This is a genomic window from Glaciihabitans sp. GrIS 2.15 (genome assembly GCF_035984695.1).
Lineage (GTDB): Bacteria > Actinomycetota > Actinomycetes > Actinomycetales > Microbacteriaceae > Lacisediminihabitans.
This window is the reverse complement of sequence record NZ_JAXCHU010000002.1, coordinates 213,661-232,921: the sequence shown is the minus strand read 5'-3', so window position 1 is coordinate 232,921 and position 19,261 is coordinate 213,661. Positions and strand designations below refer to the sequence as shown.

Genomic DNA, 19,261 nt, shown 5'->3' with positions numbered 1-19,261 from the left:
TATCCGTCGGGCCCCGGCGGTAACCTGTCGAGGTGGACTCCCCGCTCGATGCCAAGCTCAGTGGTGCCCTCGGCGGTCGCACGGCGGCGGCGATCGAGAAGGGTCTCGGGCTCGTCACCGTTGGTGACCTGCTGACCCACTATCCGCGGCGATACGCCCTCCGCGGCGAACTCACCGCTCTCGCTCAACTCTCGGTCGACGAGAATGTCACGATCGTCGCAGAGGTACTCGGCGTGCAGGAGCGCACGATGCGGGCACGCAAAGGGTCGATTCTCGAGGTGACGATCAGCGATGGCAGCGACATCCTTTCCCTCACCTTCTTCAACCAGGCCTGGCGCAAGAGCGACCTGAAGCCGGGCGTGCGCGGCATCTTCGCCGGCAAAGTGGGCGACTATCGCGGCACGATCCAGTTGGCACACCCCGATTACGAGCTTTTCGAGACGGATGACACGGGCGGAGACTCCGAGGCAGGCGCGGAGAGGGCGCGCAAGTGGGCCGAACAGCCGGTGCCGATCTACGCGGCGACAGCTGCGGTGGCATCCTGGCAGCTGGGTAAGGCCGTCGGAGTGCTGCTCGACACGCTCCCGCCGCTCGATGACCCCGTGCCGGGCGCGGTGCGGGCAGAGCGCGGGCTCATGAACTACTCGCGAGCCCTCGAGTTGATCCATCGGCCGCAGAAAGACATCGAGTGGAGGGCCGCACAGAAGTCCCTGCGCTTTCAGGAAGCCTTCGTGCTTCAGGCCGCACTTCTCGAGCAGCGGGCGTTGCTGAAGCTCCAATCGGCGACTCCCCGCGCCCCGAAGCCGGGCGGCCTGCTCGAGCGCTTCGATGCGCAGCTGCCGTTCGTGCTCACCGGCGACCAGACGACGGTCGGGGTGGAGATCGCGAGCGATATCGCGGCTTCCGCTCCGATGAACCGACTGGTGCAGGGCGAGGTCGGATCGGGCAAGACCCTCGTCGCATTGCGCGCGATGCTTGCTGTCGCCGACAGCGGTGGCCAGTCGGCCCTGCTCGCGCCAACGGAGGTGCTGGCCGGCCAGCACCTCCGTTCCATCGTGAAGACGCTCGGTCCCGACCTTGCGGCGACGCTGCGGCCCACCCTGATCACGGGACAGCTACCGGTGGCGGATCGGCGCAAAGCCACCCTCGCGACCGTCAGCGGGCAGGCGCAGATCGTCGTCGGCACGCACGCACTGCTGAGTGAGAGTGTCGGCTTCTACGACCTCGGACTCGTGGTCGTGGACGAGCAACACCGATTCGGGGTCGAACAGCGCGAGGCGCTGCGCCGGAAGGGCACGGTGCCGCCGCATGTGCTCGTGCTCACGGCGACTCCGATTCCGCGCACGGTGGCGATGACCGTGTTCGGAGACCTGGATGTCTCAACGATCGCCGAGCTGCCCTCCGGTCGGGTGCCGATCCAGAGTTTCGTCGTGCCTCTCGCCGAGAAACCGGGGTGGGTCAACCGGGTCTGGGAGCGTCTGGCCGAAGAGCTGGCGAAGGGGCGCCAGGGGTTCGTGGTGTGTCCCGCGATCGACAGCACGGCGGTCGAGACCCCGCTGATCGAGCCTGACGAACCCAGGGTCACGTCACGGATTGCAGCAAGCTCGGCCCGTCCCGGCACGATCACCGACATCGCGAATGTCACCGACACTCTCGCGAGTGTGCGCGCCAACCCACTTTTCACCGGCCGTCGCATCGAAGGGCTGCACGGCCGCTTGCCGAGCGACGAGAAGGATGCCCTCATGCGGGCGTTTGCTGCAGGGGAGATCGACGTGCTCGTCGCTACGACGGTGATCGAGGTCGGCGTGGACGTGCCGAATGCGTCGACGATGATCATTCTGGATGCCGACCGCTTCGGTGTCTCGCAGCTGCACCAGCTGCGGGGACGGGTCGGCCGCGGCGGGGTGCCCGGGGTGTGCCTGATGGTGACGCAGGCGGAGGAGGAGACCCTGGCTCGCGAGCGGGTCGAGGTCGTGGCATCCACTCTCGACGGTTTCGAGCTCGCACAGAGGGATCTCGAACTGCGGCAAGAGGGTGATGTGCTCGGCAATTTGCAGTCGGGTGGCCGCTCTTCGCTGCGGCTGCTGCGTGTCGCGAAGGACGGTGTGCTCATCACGGAGGCGCGGGCGATCGCGCAGGGAATTCTCGCCGAGGACCCGGAGCTGTCGTCGCACCCGGCATTGCGCACGGCTCTCGCCCGGAGGCTGGACGAGGCGAGCCGCGATTTTCTCGCAAAGAACTGATAGCTGCCCCTGCGGCTCAGGCGACGGTGTGTCGCACGATCACAAACCTGACACACCCGTGCCGTAGTCTGGCGCAATGAGCAGGATTGCCGTCGTCCCCGGTTCCTTCGATCCGGTGACCCTCGGTCACCTCGACGTGATCGGCCGGGCGGCCAGGATCTTCGATCAGATCCACGTTCTGGTCGTGCATAACCCGGCGAAGACCGCGCTCCTGCCGGTGGCACAGCGGGTAGCTCTCATCGAGAGAGCTATTCTCGATGCCGATTTCGAGGGTGACATCGTCGTGACCTCATGGAGTGTCGGCCTGTTGGTTGACTACTGCACGGATGTCGGGGCGAGCGTGATCGTGAAGGGCATCCGCTCGCAGGTGGACGTGGCCTACGAAACGCCGATGGCCATTGTCAACCGCAATCTCGCGGGCGTCGAGACGATCTTCATGCTGCCGGATCCCGCGCATGCCCATGTCTCGAGTTCGCTGGTGCGGCAGGTTGCGGGACTCGGCGGGGATGTCGCCCCCTATGTGCCGAAAGCGGTAGCGGACTTCCTGCAGCACGGCTGACCCTCAGCCGAAGGGCCGACCCCGCACCATCCCGGTGCTCGGGAGGGTGCGGGGTCGCCCCGTGACGCAGGCTCGAGCATCAGCGGTGCGGCAGGTTGAGGATCTGCCAGCGCTGCCATTGGCGTTCGCGCTCGAGTCGGGCGGTGTGCTCTTCGAAGCGCACGACACGCCGTTCCCGGGACTCGAGTTCGAGCGGTCGTCGACCCCACCGGATGAGAGCGAGGCCGAGATGAAGTGCGGCCCGGTCGACGATGCTCACCCGACGCACCGGGTGCGACGGGCGATCCTGAATGGGACGGCTTTCGGGGGTTGATTGAGACGGATGGGTTGATTGGGGCGGATAGTCGTGACGACCGGGAGTGGACGACAAAACGGCCTTCATGATGGTGGAACCTCACTGCTGGAGTGCCGCGCGGGGCTGCGGATCGATCGGGGAAGGGCCTCAGGAGACGGCAGGCTGCGCAGGCAGGTGCGGGACCTCGAGAGTCGGGCTTCGAAATCAGCGTCACCGACCGGATCGGTGGCACTGCGCCTCTCAGGAGGCGGGCAGGACGATCAGGCGGTGAAGACGCCGACGAAGCCAGCGGTAAACCGGGTGCGGGTCATCCCCGCAATATTTGCATAAATCACGCTGGCTCCTTTCGTCAGAGGCGCGGGCCTACCGTATCGGGAATCCGAAGGATGGTGCAAGTAAATTCTGAGACTCTGTCAAGAGTCTCGTTTTTTTACGCGATCGTCCCTAAGCTCTGCTCATGTATCTACTGCTTCCGGGGTTGGGTCTTCTCCTCATGGTCGGCGCGCTCATCGACATCATCCGGGCCGAGAGCTGGCGATCCGGCACCTCGACAAATCGATCTGGATCATCATCGTGATCCTGCTGCCACTGATCGGGTCAGTTCTCTGGTTCGCGATCGGGAGGGACTACGGCCAGTCGATCGACCTCGGCAGCTTTGGTGACCCGCGTCGGCGGGAGGCGTCGACCTCGGGGGAGGGGAATGTGGGGGAGGGCAGCACAGAGCGCGAACTGGCAGCGCTCGAACGCGAGATCGAGCGACATGAGCAGGATGACCGGATTCGCCGGCTTGAGGCGAAACTGCGCGCCCGCCCGAATGAGATCGCCCCGGAGGATTCGAAGAATTGACTGTGCTTGCTAGTGACTGTGCTGGCTAGTGGTCGGAAGCCTCTTCTGCGCCGTAGCCGGTGAGGGAACGTACCTCCATCTCGGCCGCGATCGCCGGGTTCTCGAGGGTCTTGCTCGTGATCGTTCCGAGCCAGCCGAGGATGGAACCGAGCGGGATTGAGACGATCCCGGGGTTGCTGAGAGGGAACCAGTGGAAATCGACCCCCTGGACCATCGAGGTCGGTCCGCCGGAGACGACCGGCGAGAATGCGATGAGGAAGATTGCTGAGCCGAGCCCGCCGTACATACTCCAGAGCGCCCCGCGGGTGGTGAAGCGCTTCCAATACAGCGAGTAAAGGATCGTCGGCAGGTTCGCTGATGCCGCAACCGCGAAGGCGAGTGCCACGAGGAATGCGACATTCTGCCCCTGCACGCCGATTCCGCCGACGATCGCGAATACTCCGATGACCACGACGGTGATACGGGCGACCTTGACCTCGGTGTTCGGGGCAGCCTTGCCTTTCTTGATCACGCTTGCGTAGACATCATGGGCGAAGGAGGTGGCCGCAGTGATGGTGAGACCGGCGACGACCGCGAGGATCGTGGCGAAGGCGACAGCCGAGATGAGTCCGAGAAGAACCGGGCCGCCGAGTTCAAACGCAAGGAGCGGCGCCGCGGAGTTGACCCCACCCGGGGCGGCCAGGATCTTTTCCTTTCCGATCAGGGCAGCTGCGCCGTAGCCGAGAACGAGTGTGAACAGATAGAAGACTCCGATTAACCAGATCGCCCACACCACGGAACGACGGGCCTCCCGAGCGGTGGGCACCGTGTAGAAGCGCATGAGTACGTGCGGGAGGCCGGCGGTGCCGAAGACCAGGGCAAGGGCAAGGGAGATGAAGTCGAGCCTGCTGATTCCGGTCAAGCCGTACTGCAGCCCCGGGTTCAACAGGGCATCCCCGCCACGTTCGGCCGCCGCCCCGAGCAGTGCGGAAAAGTTGAAGCCGTGAAGCGTCAGCACCCAGATCGTCATGATGAAAGCTCCGGCGATGAGGAGCCCCGCCTTGATGATCTGTACCCAGGTGGTGCCCTTCATCCCGCCGATGAGCACATAGATGATCATGAGAACGCCGACCACCGCGACCACTATGGACTGGCCGATCTTGTCGTCGATGCCAAGCAGCAGGGAGACCAGGCCGCCGGCCCCAGCCATCTGGGCGAGCAGGTAGAAGAAGCAGACCGCAAGGGTCGTCGTCGCCGCTGCGAGGCGCACCGGCCGCTGTTTGAGCCGGAACGACAGCACGTCGGCCATGGTGAATTTTCCCGTGTTGCGCATGAGTTCTGCCACGAATAGCAGCGCGACAAGCCACGCGACGAGGAATCCGATCGAGTAGAGGAATCCGTCGTAGCCATTGATCGCGATGGCCCCGCAGATGCCGAGAAACGATGCTGCCGAGAGATAGTCCCCGGCGATCGCCGTGCCGTTCTGCGGCCCGGTGAACGAGCGCCCGGCCGCGTAATAGTCGGCCGCCGTTTTGTTATTGCGACTCGCCCGCAGCACAACGAAGAGCGTGACCGCGACGAATCCGCCGAAGATGCTGATGTTGAGAACGGGATTGCCGACACTGGTGGACTCCACCGCTGCCGTCAGACCCGACAGCGCGCTCATCGTTGTGCCCCGCGCTCATCCTGCGTCTGCCCGTCGGTGTGGGCTCCCGCCGCGAGATCACTGCGGATCTCATCGGCAAGCGGATCGACTTTCCGATTGGCGTGGGAAACATACCAGGTGGTGATCGCGAAGGTCGTGATGAACTGCGCCAACCCGAGCAGCAGCCCGATAGTGATAAAGCCGAACACCCGCGTCGACATGAACTCATGGGCATAATCGGCAAGCAGGACAGAGGCAAAGTACCAGAGGAGGAAGGCGATCCCGAGCGGAAAGACGAAACCGCGCTGGGTTGCCTTGAGCTGCCGGAATGAGCAGGATCCGCGCTCTCCAGGGACTTGAGACAATGGAGGGTGCCCTCACCCCAACCCGTCGTCGACGCTGCCCCGACCGGCACCGCCCACATCGGATTCGCCGCAATGCTTGAGCAGTTCCCTCCTACCGAGATGATCGCTCTCAGCACCTATGCCGAGAAGCGCGGTTTCACCGGGGTGATGGCCGCCGACCGTTTCCAACCCTGGGTGCCCCGCCAGGGCGAGGCCAGCTTTGTCTGGAACGTTCTCGGCGCGCTCGGGCAGACGACGGTCGGTGACCTCGGAACCGGGATGACGGTGCCAACCTTCCGCTGGCATCCGGCCATGGTGGCACAGGCCAGCGCGACCCTCGCGGCGATGTATCCGGGGCGGCACTGGCTCGGCGTCGGTTCAGGCGAGGCGATCGACGAGCATGTGACCGGTGCCTACTGGCCCGAGACCGCCGAGCGGATCAACCGCATGTTCGAGGCGATCGAAATCATCAAGAAGCTGTTCACCGCGTCGGTGGCCGGCCGTGACACCAAGCACAGCGGCCCACACTTCACCCTGGAGTCGACCCGGCTGTGGACGATGCCCGAGACCGCGCCCGAGATCCTGGTGGCGACATCCGGTCCGGTCACGGCAAAACGTGCCGGGCGCACGGTGGACGGAATCATCATCGACGGAGCGCCCGTCGAGAAGATCGCCGGGCTGTTCACCCGGTTCGACGAGGGCGCACGCGAGGCGGGCAGCGCCGGCGGCACCAAGGTGCTCCGCCTGCACTTCAGCTGGGCACCGACGTACGAGGCGGCGATGGCGAATGCGATGACGGAGTGGCCAAACGGGGGCATGCGGTTTCCGCGATCCGACATCCGTTCACCCTTCGAATTTGAACAGCTCGCCCGGCTGGTACGACCGGAGGACTTCGAGGGACGGATGCTGGTGTCGGAGGATCCGGACGCTCACCGTGCCAACATCCAGTCCTTCCTCGACCTCGGATTCGACCGAATCTACCTGCACAATGTCGGGCGAAACCAGCGCGAATGGATCGATGTGTTCGCGCGCGACGTTCTGCCGAAACTGGTGAGGTAGTGCTGACGGTGTGGGCCATCGAGGGAATTCCGGAGATCGTGGCGGGGGATGATCTCGCGGCCATCATCGGCGCGCTGGCGGGGGCGCTGGAAGACGGCGATATTCTTGCGATCACCTCGAAGATCGTGTCGAAGGCGGAGGGTCGCTTCGTGAAGGCCGCCGACCGTGAGCAGGCCATCACGGACGAGACTGTGCGAGTCGTCGCGACGCGAACATACCCCGGTGGCGTTACTCGAATCGTGGAGAATCGTCTCGGGATAGTCGCGGCGGCGGCGGGCGTCGACGCGTCGAATACGCCGCGGGGAACAGTGCTGTTGCTGCCGGAGAATCCGGATGCCTCGGCCTTTCGCCTGCGAAAAGCGCTCGAGGCGCGCTTCGGCCTACGCCTCGGTGTGATCATCACCGATACCCTCGGCCGCGCCTGGCGTGAAGGCCAGACGGATGTCGCCATCGGGGCGAGTGGTGTGCGCGTGCTTGATGACCTGCGCGGGTCGGCCGACACGCAGGGACGCCGTCTCGACGTAACGGTGCCGGCCACCGGCGACGAGATCGCCGCTGCCACAGACCTGGTGAAACGCAAGAGTGACGGCCTTCCGGTGGCGGTGGTGCGCGGTCTCGCGCACCTTCTCGCGGCGGATGCCGATGGCGCACAATCGCTGATCCGACCGGCCGCCAAAGACATGTTCCGACTCGGCACGGATGAGGCATGGAACCTGGGATTCGCGGCGGGGAAGGCATCTCGTGACTAGCGCACCGGGGCCTGCGGGTGGTCGACGCCCGACCACCACGGGCATCCGCCGGACGGGTGCTCGAGTATCCGAGCAGTCTGTGCCGGCGACGACCGAGTGGATCGTGGTGGTGCCGGTGAAAGGCACCGCGCAGGCGAAGTCCCGTTTCGGATCCGGTGATCATTCGGCGCTCGCGCTCGCCATGGCCGCGGACACCGTCGCGGCGGCAATGGCGGCCGAGTCAGTGGCGGGAGTCCTCGTGGTCACGACAGCCGAGGCCTCCGCAATCTTTGACGATCTGGGTGCCTTTGTAATCGTGCAGGAGACCGCTGGGCTCGCTTCGGCCATCGATCTCGGAGTGGCGACGGCTACCGAGCTGGGGGAGCCCTGGCGCGGAATCGCCGTGCTTCTCGGCGATCTGCCCGCGCTCACCCCGGCCGAACTCGAGGCGGCGCTCGCCGCGGCGCGGTCCTATCCGCTTGCCATGGTATCGGATGCCGCTGGCGACGGAACCGTTTTGATCACGGCGTCGAGCGGGTCGGTCCACTCCCCACGATTCGGCGTCGGATCGAGCTCTGCTCATCGGACGGAAGGATATATGCCGCTGGAAGTATCTGCTCTGTCCGGCTTGCGCAACGATGTCGACTCGGCGAGCGGGTTATTGCGCCTCGACGGACGGCTGGGGGAGCGAACGACGCGGTTGGCGGCCGAGCAAGCCTAGATGCCCTCCGCGGCCCATAGCGTGTCGGCGGCGCGGAGAGTGTCGGCGGCGAGACGAGCGCTCGATTCCACATCGCGCATCCAGAGCGGCACCGCAAGGGCGGCGATGCCGGCCGGTTCGAGAGCGGCGACAGAGTCGGCATCCGTCTCATCCACGAGCCAGGCATCGAGGAGCCCTCCCGCACTGCGGCTACCGTAGTGAAGCGCGACCGCCTCGGCGGAGGTGGCGACGCCGATTGCGGTGAGACAGGCATCCGCCATCCCGCGCACGACAGCTCCCTTGATGATCGGCGAGACCCCGACGATGGGGGCGGATGCTTCGACCAGTGCCGCCCGTATTCCCGGGATTCCGAGGATCGTGCCGATCGACACCACCGGATTCGACGGAGCGATCACAATAATGTCGGCCCCGCCGATCGCGTCGAGCACGCCGGGGGCAGGGTTCGCGGTAGTCACATTCTGTTGCACGAAACGTCGAGCTGGAAGGGCGGCCCGGTGCCGGGTCCACCACTCCTGAAAGTGCATGCTGCCCTCGTCGGTGATCACCTGAGTCTCTACTTCATCGTCGGTCATCGGCAGGAGCGTTACTCCCAGATCCCATCGGGCGGTGATTCGAGCGGTCGCCTCCGTCAGGGTCAGTCCGGACCGCAGGAAGTGGCTGCGGGCGATGTGAGTACCCAGATCGAGATCGCCGAGAGTGAACCATGGCCAACCGACGCCGTAAGCAGTCAATTCGGCACTCACCCGTTCGGTCTCGCCAACGCGGCCCCACCCGCGCACTTCGTCATTCGCCCCCGCGAGGGTGTACATGATCGAGTCGAGATCGGGCGCGACGCGAAGGCTACTCAGCCACATGTCATCCCCGGTGTTGACCACGGCGGTGATCTCCGCGGTGGTACCCCCCACTCCATCGGGCCGGGCTTCGCGAAGGTGGTGACGCAGTCCGCGAAGAAAACGTGCGCCACCAACTCCGCCAGAGAGTACGGTAATTTTCACGTAGCCAACGCTAACCGACCCAAGGCTGACCAACCGGACGTGACCGGGCATCTGAATGCCGGATCGATGCTGTCTGAGTATTCGCTACATTCAGACTGATTGGCATCCGCGCTCTGGCAGACTCGCGAAAGATATGTCGAACAGCAGGTGGGACTTATGAAAAGTGACGCAGAACGCGCGATGCCTGTCGATGATTTCTACCGGCTCTCCAACGAAATCGTACGCAGCATCGAGACGGTCATTGATGGCAAACGCTCTGTCGTGCAAATGTCGCTCACTGTGCTTCTGGCCGAGGGTCACTTGCTCATCGAAGACGTGCCGGGGGTCGGCAAGACGATGCTCGCTCGAGCACTGGCGAAGTCTGTCGATTGCACTGTCAACCGCATTCAGTTCACACCGGACCTGCTTCCCTCCGATATCACCGGAGTATCGATCTACAACCAGGTGGAGCGCGAGTTCGAATTCAAACCGGGACCGATCTTCGCGAACATCGTGATCGGCGACGAGATCAACCGCGCCAGCCCGAAGACGCAGTCCGCGCTGCTGGAGAGCATGGAGGAGGGACAGGTGACGGTCGACGGATCGACGAGCATCCTGGCGTCACCCTTCACCGTTATCGCCACTCAAAACCCGTTTGAGATGGAGGGGACCTACCCGCTTCCCGAGGCTCAGCGCGACCGGTTCATGGCGCGCATCTCGATGGGATACCCCGACGAAGCAGCTGAGCTCGCGATGCTGCGCACGCGTGAATCATCGAGCCCGCTCGCCGATCTGCAGCCGGTGGTGTCCACGGTGCAGCTCATCGCAATGATCGCGACGGTGCGAAGCGTATTCGTGTCCTGGGCTGTGGAGCAGTACGCGGTGAGCATTTCGCAGGCCACGCGTCGTGACCGAGACCTGCGCCTCGGTGCAAGCCCACGCGCGACTCTGCAGTTGGTGCGGGCAGCGAAGGCACGAGCGGCACTCGACGGTCGCGAATTCGTGCTTCCGGACGATATTGACGCCCTCGCCATTCCCCTCCTTGGCCATCGACTCATTCCCACCAACCGGGTAGCGGGCAACGGCAATCCCTTTGCCACCGGCGCCGTAGCCGACATCATCGCGCGCATCGTCGCGTCCACCCCGGTGCCTCTCGGTGCCGTGGGACCGGCCTGACCGACGAGATGCCTGCCCGGGAGGCTCGGCCGGCTCGTCCGAAGGTGCGATCCACCGTCGCCTCACGGGCTGCAGCGAAAGCACTCGCGACGGCCGCCGGAACATCCCGCACCTCGGTAAGGGGACGCCGCATCGCGCGACTTACCCGGCGCGGATGGGTGCTCCTGGTCAGCGGGGCCGTCGTCATCCCCTCGTCATATTGGCTGGGTCGTCGCGAACTGCTCTATCTTGGCTCGTTCCTTGTGCTTCTCCCCCTCCTCGCGCTCGCTTTCGTGCGGCTGCGACGCATACGGCTGTCGGTGCAGCACTCATTCTCTCCGGCGGTGGTGAGCGCCGGTCATCCGACGATGGTCGAAGTGCGAGTGGGTAATCTCTCCTCCACGAGCACCGCGGAAGCCAACTGGCGCGACCTCTGGTCGTGGTATCCCTTCGCCTCGGAAGCGGCACGACTTCCGGCTTTCCTTCCCCGGGGTCCTCGCTTCGACAGCCGCGCCTCGAGCGCACTCATGCGTTATGAGTTGATCCCGCCGGCACGAGGGGTGTTCGACGTCGGGCCGATGCTGGTGGACTTCTCCGACCCGTTCGCGCTCGCCGACGGGGCCCTCGTCGCCGGGAACAGCGAGCCGCTCACCGTGACCCCGGCCCTGGTGTCGCTCGCAGACGGCATCGTCTCGATGTCGGCGGACGAGGGCACCACACGAATGCTTCAGCGCCGGGCGCTCGGCGGCGAAGATGATTTGATGACGCGCGAATACCGTCGCGGTGACGCGCTGCGGCGGGTGCACTGGCGCGCCTCGGCCCATGCCGGACAGCTGATGGTGCGGCAGGAAGAGCAGCGCAGCCACGCCGAAGCTCGCATCCTGCTCGACACCCGTCTCTCGCGCTATCATGACGTCGCTCGACCCGGTGACACGAACGCGCCACTGAGCGAGGCGTTCGAATGGGCGGTGACGTTCACCGCATCGCTCGGGGTTCATCTCGCTCGCACCGGATTTCTCACCCAGGTGATTGAAACCGCACCGTCCCAACTGGCGTCGCTCGACCATCCGGAGGAGTTTCTCGAGAGCCTCGCGTCGGTGATTCTCAGCAGCCAACCAGCGGAGGAACTCTCGCTGCTGCGCGGGATACAGCGCCCCGATCGGTCGCAGGGTTCGATTTTCGCAATCCTCTCGGATCCTGACGCCGCAACAGTCGAACGCTTGAATGCCCAGCGCCATGCCTTCGATCTTGCGGTGGCTTTTCTCGTCGCTCCGCAGCAGCTCGCGCTCGCGGGTACGCTCACTCAGGCTGGCTGGGTCTGCGTGACAGTGCAGAGCAACGATTCCATCGAGCGTGCCTGGCTTGCGCTCGGAGCGATGCTGTCCGGTCGGGCGCACACCACCTCCCGCACCGGAGCCTCCGTCGATGGGGAAGTCGCGGATGACCCTTCCTGACCTCGCAACGCGACCGGCGTCCGAGTTCGGGCGCCCCCAGACCCGCACAGCGCCCAGTCGAACAGGCCGCCCATCCGAGTTGCGTACAACCGGCGCCCTGCTGCTGGCCCTGCTGGTGACGCTCGCAGGCCTCCACGTGATCCTCGACGGCGTGGCGTGGTGGTTCGAGCTGGCCTTCCTCAGCACACTGCTTCTCGGCAGCGCGGCAATTGTTCGGCGGATCGTGCCGGTGCGCTTCGACGCTGTCGGAGCGATCGCCTTTCGTCGGCTACTCCCACCGGTGGTGTCGGCGATCGTGTTGGTGCTCGCGGTCACCGTGATCTTCGTGCCTTCGACCGCGGTGTTCGGCCTGATCCCAACCACCCAATCCTGGGATGCTTTCCAGCAGCTCGTCGAGGCTGCCAACTTTTCTATCGCGCGGCAGTCCCTGCCGGCGACGGCGATCACTCCCATCATGTTCCTGCTCTGCCTGGGAGTCGGCGCCCTCTCCCTGCTCGCCGACCTGCTGGTGAATACGCTGCGCTCGCCCGCGCTCGCGGGTATCCCCTTGCTGGTGTTGCTCGCGGTTCCGAGCGTCATTTCAATCGACGTCACCGATCCGATCGTGTTTGTGCTCGCTGTGCTTTGTTACCTGCTTCTCCTGCGCGCTAATGCATCCGGGCGACGAACCGGGCTCACTCTCGCGCTCTCGGCGATGGTGCTGGTCGGCACGCTCGTCGCACCGCTGTTGCTTCCCGAGGTGAGACCCGCGCAGAACACGAACGGCACCGGCTTCAGCTCCGGAGTGAACCCGGTGCTCTCCCTCGGGCAGAACCTGCGGCAGGACGTGGAGCACACCGTGCTCGGCTACAGCAGCGATTCCGGCACAGCCCAGTATCTGCGACTTCTGAGCCTGCAAAACTTCAGCGGGTCCAACTGGGCGCCGGATACCTTTCGGCAGCGCTCTGCCAACACCCCGGCTGCGATCGGGGCACCGCCCGGACTCTCGGCCGAAGTAGCCACTAAGGAAGACCAGATCTTCGTGACTGTCGACGGGCTCACGAGTCCGTGGCTCCCACTGCCTTACCCGACGTCGCGCGTCGGTGGTCTCGAGGGCGACTGGTACTGGGATTCCGATGGCCTCGCCGTGAAGAGTCCCAACCGCGATGCGAGTAATGAGACCTACCGGGCGACGAGCCTCATCATCCAGCCGACACCGGCCCAGCTGACGAGTGCGGGCACGACAGTGCCGACCGGCTTCGACCGCTTCCTCGCCCTTCCGCCGGCCATGCCGAAGATCATCTCCCAGACCGCCACACGGGTTGCCGGTGGGGCCACAAGCAATTACGAGAAGGCTCTTCTGCTCCAGGGATTCTTCCGCAACGGGAGCTTCCAGTACTCCGAGACTGCGCCAGTGGACAAGGGCTACGACGGCACCGGCATGACGGTGATTGCCGCGTTTCTTGCGGCGAAGGCGGGATACTGCATCCACTTCGCATCGGCCATGGCGGTAATGGCACGCAGCCTCGGTATCCCGTCGCGCGTCGCCGTCGGCTTCCTTCCTGGCATCCAGCTGCCCGAGCAAATCGACGGTCGCACAGCATTCACCGTCACCTCGCACGACCTGCACGCCTGGCCGGAACTGTACTTCGAAGGCATCGGCTGGACGCGTTTCGAGCCCACCGTCGGCCGCGGTACTGTGCCGGCGTATGCGGACGCGGCGTCCCCGGATGTGCCGACGCCGGTCAATACCGCCGCACCTTTGCCGTCGAGCAGCACGACTGCCCGGCCTTCGGCCTCGCCGCCGTCGCGTGCTCCGGAGCTGACGACGTCGGATGCTGCCGGTGCTGGCCGTGCCACCTCGGCCAGCAACTGGATTTGGCTGGTCGTCGCCCTTCTCGTGGCGGCCATGCTCGCGTTAGCCCCGGCGGTGATCCGTGTCCTCCTGCGTCGTCGGCGGCTTCGGGCAGTCGCCCGGGGAGAAGCGACCGCGCTAATGGCTTGGCGGGAGGTGCTTGACACCGCGGCGGACCTGGGCATCGAAGTGCCCGACACCGCGACTCCGAGGGATGCAGCACACCTGATAGTTGGGGCTATCGGCGGTGCGGAACGCGGCTCGATCGATCGTCTGAGGGCGGCAGTGGAACGCGAGAGCTACGGAAGCGCCGTCGGCTCGGCGCGCCGGGGATTGCTCATCACCAGCTCGGTATCGCTCGCTGCCGACACGCGCCAGATCATCGTCGACCTTCGAGCGGCCGCCGATCGCCCATACCGCCTGCGGTCAACCCTGTTTCCTTCGTCCGTCTGGTCGGGAATGCGGAGTCGTTTGCGGCTCGACGACTGAGCGTCTGCCTCGGCGAGGGCGCCGCCATCGGAAATATTCCGCACCGGGTTAGTCGAGCGTGCCGAACGCCACCATCGGTCGGCCGGTCTGCGGATGCTCGAGCACGGTCGCCCGCACGCCATAGACCGCTCGCACCAGCCGGGGAGTTATGATCTCCGCGGTCGGCCCCGCGGCGAAAACGACACCATCGCGCAGCACGATCACGTGATCGCAGTAGGCGCTCGCGAGGTTCAGATCGTGCAGTGCGGCCAGCACCGTGACCCCGCTGGATGCTAACGATCGCAGAAGCCCGAGCACGGCGAGCTGCGCCGCGATGTCCAGGTGATTGCTCGGCTCGTCGAGCACGAGCAACGTCGGCTGCTGGGCGAGCGCGCGGGCGAGCAGTACCCGCTGGCGTTCTCCACCCGAGAGCGTCGTGACATCGCGCTCCGCGAGCGCACTTACGTCGGCGGCGTCGAGGGCCGACTCGATCACTGCGTGGTCCTCAGCAGTCGCATCGCCGAAGAATCCCTGGTGCGGGATGCGTCCGAGGGCCACTACCTCGCGCACCGACAGCGAGAGCTCGGTACCGGAATCCTGTTCAACGAACCCGACAAGGCGCGCCCGTTGTCGCCGGCCAAGCGCGAAGAGGTCATCCGGTCCGAAGTGCACGGTGCCGGCCTCCGGTCGGTCCACGGCGGCGAGCACGCGAAGCAGCGTCGACTTACCCGCGCCGTTCGGGCCGATGAGGGCCGAGAAGGTGCCTGCGGCGACCGTGCAGTCCACGCCGTCGACGATGAGCCTGCCGTCGATGCGCAGGTCGATGCGGCGGGCGTCGAGACCGGCCGCCGCGGCATCCGCTTCGCTCATGTCGCACTCCGGCGGCGGGTGAGCAGCAGGGCGAACACCGGCGCGCCGATGATGGCGGTGACGATGCCGACCGGAAGCTCGCGGGGGTCGAACAGTGATCGCGCCGCGGTGTCCGCCCAGATCAGAAAGATGGCGCCGACAATAGCGGAGAGCGGCAGGAGGGGCCGATGCCTCGGCCCGACGAGCAGCCGTACCGCGTGCGGCAGGATCAATCCGACGAAGCCGATGGATCCGCTCACCGACACCATCGCGCCCGTAAGCAGCGCGGTCGCTGCCAGCATGGTCCAGCGCGCTCCCGGCACATTGATACCGAGGGAGGCCGCTGCGGTATCGCCGAACGCGAAGGCATCGAGAATGCGGCCGCTCAGCATAATGGGAAGTCCGGCGATCAGGATGGCGGCGAAACCGATGCCGACCGCCGGCCACCGTGCCCCGGCCAGCGACCCGAGCAGCCAGCCGAGGATCTCACGGTAGGAGTCGCCGGTGACCGTCCAAAAGATCACCAGGCTGGTGACGGCGGCAGCGAGCGACGACACTGCGATCCCCGCGAGTACCGTGCGCGACGGCGTGATTCTCCCCAGCGACGAGGCGAGTAACAGGGTGAGTCCGAGCGCGAGCAGCGCGCCGAGAAATGCGGCGAGCGGAAGCAGGATCGCCACGCCGAGAAGGAGCACCGCGACCGCGCCGAGAGACGCACCGGATGACAGCCCGAGCAGATAGGGATCGGCGAGCGGATTGCGCGTCAGCGCTTGCATCACGGCGCCGCTCAGCGCGAGCCCCGCGCCGACCGCAGCGGCGGTGAGCACGCGGGGCAACCGCAACTGCCAGACGATTCCATCGCGCAGCAGGCTCAGCGGGCTGTGACCGAGTCCGAGATGATGCAACACCGAGCCCCAGACATCCACCGGAGTGATGTTTGCCGGACCGATCGTGATAGCGAAGGTCACGGAGATCAGCAGGAGCGCGGCGAGGGACACCCCAAGCAGGATGGATCGGGTCGCGCGGCTCACGGCGCTACTTGAGGTCGAGCTTCGCGAGCTGGCCTGCAAGGTCCTTCGCCGCCGACACCGTACGCACGCCGGCCTCGCTTGCGGCGAACGGCACGGTGAGATAGCGATGGTTTTTCACCGCGGACAGGTTTGCGGTGACCGGGTTGGTTTCGAGCGACTGGATCTTTTTCGCCGCCGTGTTCCAGGTGGCATCCACGAGCACGATCACATCGGGGTCGGCCTCGACCACTGACTCCCAGTTGAAGGATGTCCACGTATCTTTCACCGACCCGGCCACATTCTTCAGGCCGATGGTGTCGAGTACGAGCTGGGGCGCACCGATGCCGGCGCCCACATAAGGGGATTCGTCACCGGAGGAGTACCAGAGGGCGGTGCGTCCGCGAGTGTCTGCGGTGATCGAGGCGAGCTCGGCTTTTTGGCTGGCGAGCAGCTTCGCGTCGCTCACCCGGAAGATCGCGGCAACCTGGTCGATCTCGGAGAAGATATCGCTGAAACGCAACCTGGTCGGCTGGTAGCCGGCCTCTTTGCAGGCAGCCGGCGAGACGTAGCTGGAGACCCCGAGGGTGGCGAGTTCGCCACGGGTGCCCGCACCGTCGGCCGAAAAGTTGGATTCCCAGCCGCCGTAGACGAGGTTGGGCTCCGTGGCGAGCACCACTTCCTGCGACGGCACGAAGTTCGACAAAGAGGTGAGCTTGGCGGCCTGCGCCTTCCAGACCGACGGCACCGGGCCGTCCTGGAAGGCGGTGCCGACAATGCGGTTGCCGAGGCCAAGCGCGAGAAGCATCTCCGTGGAGGTCGACTTGATTGTTACCACCCGCTTCGGAGCGGCGCCGGTGAAGTCGACGGTGGTGCCGCAATTGTCGATGGTACGGGAGGCGGGGGCGGAGGCACTCGGGGAGGATGGTGGCGCGGCGGATGCCGTGGCGCACGCGGTGAGAGCGAACAAGCTTGCGACACCGAGGGCGAGGATGCGGGAATGAACGGGCACGACGTGGCCTCCGGGTGAATGCGGTCAGGTATCGCGTCGGGCGCTTATGGCCGACGGAGACCTGTCTCCCCATATCCGGGAAGAACGCACCGCACCACATCCGGCACAGGGGTCGTTGCCCAACTCTAGTCTTCGGGCTTTCACGCGAGCCACGCCTTCTCGGCAGCGTGGCGCGCCCGCCTGCCGATTAGATTGATCTCACTTATTGTTTACCTCACTCATTGAGGCACTCGTGGTCAACGCTGATCACGACGGCAGACAGATACGCCCGAAAGGTACCAATGCCCGTTGATTCCTCCCCAACCCCCGAACTCGCCGACAGCGAGCACCTGGCGGTTCTGGGCTACGAAGACTCCTTCAACCGGTCGATGACGTTGTGGGCCAACTTCGCCCTCGGCTTCACCTACCTCTCCCCGCTCGTCGGCGTCTACTCGCTGTTCGCGCTCGCCGTCTCCACTGGCGGCCCACCGTCGATCTTCTGGCTCCTGATCGTGGGTGGTGGGCAGATGCTCGTCGCCCTGGTATTCGGGGAGGTGGTGTCGCAGTACCCGATCCACGGTGGCATCTATCCCTGGACTCGTCGGCTCTGGGGTCGTCGCTACGCGTGGATGTCGGCCTGGGTCTACATCTGGGCGATGATCGTCACCATCACCGCCGTCGCAGAGTTCGGCAGCGGATTCCTCGCGAGCCTGGTCGGCCTGCCGATCACCAAAACGGTGACCCTCGGGCTGACCGTGCTGTTCCTGGTCGTGGCACTCGGGCTCAACTTCACCGGCACGAAGACGCTCGGTCGGGTCGCCCGCATCGGCCTTGCCGCGGAACTTATCGGGGTCATCGCGGTCGGACTGTATCTGCTGATCTTCCAGCGGCACCATGAATTCAGCGTCTTCTTCGACTCGATGGGAGTCGAAGGCAAGGGATCCTATGCGGCCGCCTTCCTCGGTGCGGCCCTAGCCGGACTGTTTCTCTTCTACGGATTCGAAGCCTGCGGCGACGTCGCGGAAGAGGTCGCGGATCCGGCCAGGCGCATCCCCAAGGCGATGATCCTCACGATCCTAGTCGGCGGGGTATCTTCCCTGTTTGCCTTTGGCGGATATGTCATGGCAGCGCCGAACCTCGCGGCGATTGTGAGCGGTAAGGACGCCGATCCGATCCCGGCAATTCTGCAGGCCTCGCTCGGCGATGTCGGAGCCAAGATCTTCCTGGTGGTCGCCCTCACCGCGTTCCTGTCCTGTGTGCTCAGCCTCCAGGCGGCGGCAAGCCGGCTGTTGTTCTCGTTTGCCAGAGACGGCATGATCCCCGGCCATACCTGGCTCGCACGGGTTTCTCCCCACACCAAAGTGCCAACTAATGCGCTCATCGTGGCCTGCAGCATCCCGGTCATCCTGTGCCTGATCATCTTTGTCGGGCCGGACGGGCTGCTCACCCAAATCACCTCGTTTGCCGTGCTCGGCATCTATGTGGCTTTCCAAGCAGTGGTTCTCGCGTCACTGCGACAGCGGATCAAGGGCTGGCGCCCGGCCGGCCCGTTTAGCCTCGGCAGAGCCGGGTTCGTGGTGAACGTCGCGGCGCTCGTCTACGGGATCTTCGCCATGGTGCTGCTCGCCGTGCCGGGCAGATCCGGAGTGTTCCTGAATGACTGGATCGTGCTCATCGGCCTCGCGATCGTGATGGGTGTCGGGCTGCTCTACCTGTTCATCGCGCGGCCGGACCGCAAGTCAGACGCACCGTCAGGCGACGCGATCCACGTGGCCGAGCTGCTGCGGTCGCACCGGAAATAGGAGCAGAACCAGCACGGAGAGCCGTCGCGGGGGTTCGACCGTCGCTCTCGCGTCGACCGTGCTGCCGTTTGTCAGCCATGCGGCCAAAGGCTTGGCAGCATGGCTGACAAACGGCAGCACAGTGCCGCAGCATCGCGCAGCGGCCCTCAGGGACTGGTGACGGCGGGCATCCTCGCGGACGGCATCGGTGTGCTGCCGATCCTGGACGCACAGGCCGCCCTCTACATGGCCTGTGGGGTGCTCGCGCTGCTATTCCTTCGCGTCCCGGAGCGCGTCGCGCCGCGGTGACTGCGCGCCCGATCGTCGCT

18 protein-coding genes are annotated in these 19,261 nt (G+C 65.4%); 11 read left to right on the top strand and 7 right to left on the bottom strand.

The genetic code is table 11. The annotated features are described in order from the left end of the window. Positions 1–32 precede the first annotated feature (32 nt). The gene (locus RCH11_RS03490) at positions 33–2,243 is read left to right on the top strand and encodes an ATP-dependent DNA helicase RecG (protein ID WP_327055601.1); all 2,211 of its coding nucleotides are present in this window, start codon (positions 33–35) and stop codon (positions 2,241–2,243) included. 76 nt (positions 2,244–2,319) lie between these two features. Then, entirely contained in the window at positions 2,320–2,802 is a 483-nt protein-coding gene (coaD, locus tag RCH11_RS03485; protein WP_327055600.1) for a pantetheine-phosphate adenylyltransferase, read from the top strand. A 79-nt stretch (positions 2,803–2,881) separates the two neighbouring features. Here coaD and RCH11_RS03480 read toward each other — a convergent pair whose 3' ends face one another. After that, positions 2,882–3,061 carry a hypothetical protein gene (locus tag RCH11_RS03480; RefSeq protein WP_327055599.1) on the bottom strand — a complete coding sequence of 60 codons (180 nt, stop codon included), beginning with the start codon at positions 3,059–3,061 and terminating at the stop codon, positions 2,882–2,884. A 609-nt stretch (positions 3,062–3,670) separates the two neighbouring features. On the opposite strand from RCH11_RS03480, the gene RCH11_RS03475 reads away from it, so the two are divergent. Next, entirely contained in the window at positions 3,671–3,943 is a 273-nt protein-coding gene (locus tag RCH11_RS03475; protein WP_327055598.1) for a hypothetical protein, read from the top strand. 25 nt (positions 3,944–3,968) lie between these two features. On the opposite strand, the gene RCH11_RS03470 is transcribed toward RCH11_RS03475, so the two are convergent. Both RCH11_RS03470 and RCH11_RS03465 read right to left on the bottom strand, forming a co-directional pair. After that, positions 3,969–5,588, bottom strand: a complete 1,620-nt coding sequence (locus tag RCH11_RS03470) for a solute symporter family protein (protein WP_327055597.1) — start codon at positions 5,586–5,588, stop codon at positions 3,969–3,971. Continuing rightward, entirely contained in the window at positions 5,585–5,932 is a 348-nt protein-coding gene (locus RCH11_RS03465) for a DUF485 domain-containing protein (protein ID WP_327055596.1), read from the bottom strand. The genes RCH11_RS03470 and RCH11_RS03465 overlap by 4 nt, the downstream gene beginning before the upstream one ends. 6 nt (positions 5,933–5,938) lie before the next feature. On the opposite strand from RCH11_RS03465, the gene RCH11_RS03460 reads away from it, so the two are divergent. Genes RCH11_RS03460 through cofC form a run of 3 tightly spaced genes read left to right on the top strand, consistent with a single transcriptional unit; the run spans position 5,939 to position 8,419 of the window. After that, entirely contained in the window at positions 5,939–6,970 is a 1,032-nt protein-coding gene (locus RCH11_RS03460; RefSeq protein ID WP_327055595.1) for a TIGR03557 family F420-dependent LLM class oxidoreductase, read from the top strand. After that, complete coding sequence (locus RCH11_RS03455) at positions 6,922–7,719, top strand: coenzyme F420-0:L-glutamate ligase (RefSeq protein ID WP_327055594.1); 798 nt, start codon at positions 6,922–6,924, stop codon at positions 7,717–7,719. The genes RCH11_RS03460 and RCH11_RS03455 overlap by 49 nt, the downstream gene beginning before the upstream one ends. Further along, positions 7,712–8,419 (top strand): 2-phospho-L-lactate guanylyltransferase, encoded by a 708-nt coding sequence (gene cofC / locus RCH11_RS03450; protein ID WP_327055593.1) that lies wholly within the window; start codon positions 7,712–7,714, stop codon positions 8,417–8,419. The genes RCH11_RS03455 and cofC overlap by 8 nt, the downstream gene beginning before the upstream one ends. On the opposite strand, the gene cofD is transcribed toward cofC, so the two are convergent. Then, positions 8,416–9,414, bottom strand: coding sequence for a 2-phospho-L-lactate transferase (gene cofD, locus RCH11_RS03445; RefSeq protein ID WP_327055592.1), 999 nt, complete (start codon positions 9,412–9,414; stop codon positions 8,416–8,418). The two genes, cofC and cofD, sit on opposite strands and share 4 nt — an antisense overlap. A gap of 180 nt (positions 9,415–9,594) precedes the next feature. On the opposite strand from cofD, the gene RCH11_RS03440 reads away from it, so the two are divergent. Genes RCH11_RS03440 through RCH11_RS03430 form a run of 3 tightly spaced genes read left to right on the top strand, consistent with a single transcriptional unit; the run spans position 9,595 to position 14,325 of the window. After that, on the top strand, positions 9,595–10,569 hold the full coding sequence (locus RCH11_RS03440; RefSeq protein ID WP_442789001.1) for an AAA family ATPase: 975 nt from the start codon (positions 9,595–9,597) through the stop codon (positions 10,567–10,569). Between the two features lie 44 nt (positions 10,570–10,613). After that, complete coding sequence (locus RCH11_RS03435; protein ID WP_327055590.1) at positions 10,614–12,002, top strand: DUF58 domain-containing protein; 1,389 nt, start codon at positions 10,614–10,616, stop codon at positions 12,000–12,002. Continuing rightward, on the top strand, positions 11,989–14,325 hold the full coding sequence (locus RCH11_RS03430) for a transglutaminase TgpA family protein (protein ID WP_327055589.1): 2,337 nt from the start codon (positions 11,989–11,991) through the stop codon (positions 14,323–14,325). Before RCH11_RS03435 ends, RCH11_RS03430 begins: the two co-directional genes overlap by 14 nt. 48 nt (positions 14,326–14,373) lie before the next feature. Here RCH11_RS03430 and RCH11_RS03425 read toward each other — a convergent pair whose 3' ends face one another. From RCH11_RS03425 to RCH11_RS03415, 3 genes are read right to left on the bottom strand one after another with little or no spacing between them, the layout of a single operon-like run. Beyond that, entirely contained in the window at positions 14,374–15,174 is an 801-nt protein-coding gene (locus tag RCH11_RS03425; RefSeq protein WP_327055588.1) for an ABC transporter ATP-binding protein, read from the bottom strand. Continuing rightward, entirely contained in the window at positions 15,171–16,184 is a 1,014-nt protein-coding gene (locus RCH11_RS03420; protein WP_327055587.1) for a putative F420-0 ABC transporter permease subunit, read from the bottom strand. Before RCH11_RS03420 ends, RCH11_RS03425 begins: the two co-directional genes overlap by 4 nt. Before the next feature lie 4 nt (positions 16,185–16,188). After that, positions 16,189–17,172: a putative F420-0 ABC transporter substrate-binding protein gene (locus RCH11_RS03415; protein ID WP_327055586.1), complete on the bottom strand. Its 984-nt coding sequence runs from the start codon at positions 17,170–17,172 to the stop codon at positions 16,189–16,191. Positions 17,173–17,453: 281 nt separating this feature from the next. Here RCH11_RS03415 and RCH11_RS03410 point away from each other — a divergent pair, with 281 nt between their 5' ends. Then, the gene (locus RCH11_RS03410) at positions 17,454–18,953 is read left to right on the top strand and encodes an APC family permease (RefSeq protein WP_327055585.1); all 1,500 of its coding nucleotides are present in this window, start codon (positions 17,454–17,456) and stop codon (positions 18,951–18,953) included. 99 nt (positions 18,954–19,052) lie between these two features. Next, a complete protein-coding gene (locus RCH11_RS03405) occupies positions 19,053–19,241 on the top strand; it encodes a hypothetical protein (protein ID WP_327055584.1) in 189 nt (62 codons plus the stop codon). Positions 19,242–19,261: the final 20 nt, after the last annotated feature.